General features: G+C 44.4%; 1 protein-coding gene. It reads left to right on the top strand.

Annotated features, from left to right (window positions below):
* Window positions 1-2,479 (top strand): 2-oxoglutarate dehydrogenase E1 component (gene sucA / locus BIV59_RS22385; RefSeq protein WP_071353668.1); only part of this gene is annotated, 2,479 nt, incomplete at both ends.

Raw genomic sequence — 2,479 nt, 5'->3', positions numbered from 1 at the left:
ACATTAGATGCAGAGCAGATTCATTTTGAAAAATATGACTTAACAGCAGATGATCTGAAAAAAATTCCGGCAGACTTCATTTGTGCTGCTTCTCCTGATCATGTGAAGGACGGATACGATGCTGTTCAATATTTGAAAGAACTTTATACAAAAACGATAGCCTTTGAGTTTCAGCATGTTAGCGATCTAGGCGAAAAGCAATGGCTTACAGATATGGTTGAAACCGGAAGCATGTTCCCGGAGATTACAAAAGAGAAAAAATCTCTTCTGCTGAAAAGGCTGACTGAAGTAGAAAACTTTGAGAAATTTTTGCACCGTACATATGTCGGCCAAAAACGGTTTTCTATTGAAGGCTTAGATACATTAGTTCCGATTGTCGACGAATTGATTTCTGAAGCAGTCCAGGACGGGGCTTTTAATGTGAATATTGCCATGGCCCACCGCGGACGTTTGAATGTCCTTGCACATGTGCTTGGGAAGCCATATGAAGTGATTTTTTCTGAATTCCAGCACTCTCCAAATAAAGATCTTGTTCCATCTGAGGGATCGATTGGCATCAATTACGGCTGGACTGGCGATGTTAAGTATCACCTAGGCCTTGATAAGCAAATTACAAAAGAAAATACCCAAAAAGCAAGAATTACCCTGGCCAATAATCCGAGCCATCTTGAAGTGGTCAGCCCGATTTCTGTCGGATATTCACGCGCTGCACAGGAAGACAGGACAAAGGCCGGTTATCCTGTGCAGGATATAACGGGTTCGATGGCAATTTTAATACATGGAGATGCAGCTTTCCCTGGTGAAGGCATAGTTCCGGAAACCCTTAACTTAAGCCGTTTGCGGGGTTATCAGACCGGCGGATCCATCCATATCATTGCAAATAATATGATCGGTTTTACCACTGAAAGTGAAGACTCCCGTTCCACAAGATATGCAAGCGATCTTGCTAAAGGATTCGAAGTTCCGATTGTGCATGTAAATGCAGATGACCCTGAGGCCTGCCTTGCAGCTGTGGCGCTGGCATATAAATACCGCAAAGAATTTAAAAAGGATTTCTTAATTGATTTAATCGGCTATAGACGCTTTGGCCATAACGAAATGGACGAGCCGCTTGTCACCCAGCCGCAAATGTATGCTCTTATACATCAGCATAAAACCCAGAAAGAAATTTATGGGGAACTTCTCCTGAAAAATAATGATATTTCTCAGGAAGAAATCGATGACATCGAAAAACAAGTGGATTCGAGGCTGACAGAAGCATATAGCAGGGTATCAGGCGATAAACCGGTGGAAGGTGCAGAATGCAACCCTCCTGAAACGGTTGAACATGGCCTTCCAAAAATTGAAACCGCTGTAGCGGAAGATGAACTTAAAAAAATTAATGAAGAGTTAGTTCAATGGCCGGAAGGGTTTACAGTCAATAAAAAACTGGGACGCATCCTTACCCGCCGCCTTGATTCATTCACTGAAAATGGAAAGATAGACTGGGCCCATGCTGAAACCTTGGCATTCGCCTCCATTTTAAGTGATGGTACGCCAATCAGGCTGACAGGACAGGATTCTGAACGGGGAACATTCGCACAGCGCAACATTGTTCTTCATGACAGCGAGAATGGCCAAACATATTCACCGCTTCACAAACTTGAGTCTGCAAAAGCTTCTTTTGCTGTCCATAATAGCCCGCTCACTGAAACAGCAGTGGTAGGATTTGAGTATGGATACAATGTTTTTGCACCTGAAACACTTGTTCTTTGGGAAGGGCAGTTTGGGGATTTCGCAAATACAGCACAAGTGATGTTTGACCAGTTCATTGCAGCCGGACGTGCTAAGTGGGGCCAGAAGTCTGGGCTTGTCATGCTGCTGCCTCACGGGTACGAAGGACAAGGGCCAGAGCATTCAAGTGCGCGCCTGGAGCGCTTCCTTTCCCTTGCAGCTGAAAATAACTGGACTGTTGCAAACTTGAGTTCTGCCGCACAGTATTTCCATATTTTAAGAAGACAAGCCAAGATTCTTGAAATGGATGAAGTAAGGCCGCTGGTACTTATGACGCCTAAAAGCCTGCTGAGAAACCAGGTGATGGCATCAGAGGTTTCCGCTTTTACTGAAGGTGAATTCCAGACTTACATTGAACAGCCGGGCCTTGGCGAAAACCCTGATCACGTAGAAAGAATTGTGTTCTGCACAGGAAAGCTCGCCGTTGAACTTAGCGGAAGAATATCTTCAGAGGAAAATCTGGATTGGCTTCATGTAATCAGGATCGAAGAAATTTATCCATTCCCATTTGAGGAAATCCAGAAGGTCATGAAAAAATATCCAAACCTGAAGGAAATTATCTGGCTGCAGGAAGAGCCTAAAAACATGGGGGCATGGAACTTTGTTGAACCGAGGCTGAATGCAGCGGCACCTCATGGCCTGAATGTTTCTTATATAGGAAGAAAACGCCGTTCAAGCCCTGCAGAGGGAGATCCGACTGTCCATA

The sequence above is a fragment of the Bacillus sp. MUM 13 genome (assembly GCF_001866725.1).
Taxonomy (GTDB): domain Bacteria; phylum Bacillota; class Bacilli; order Bacillales; family DSM-1321; genus Peribacillus.
The sequence above is the reverse complement of the archived record's forward strand: the minus strand, read 5'-3'. Positions and strand labels throughout refer to the sequence as shown.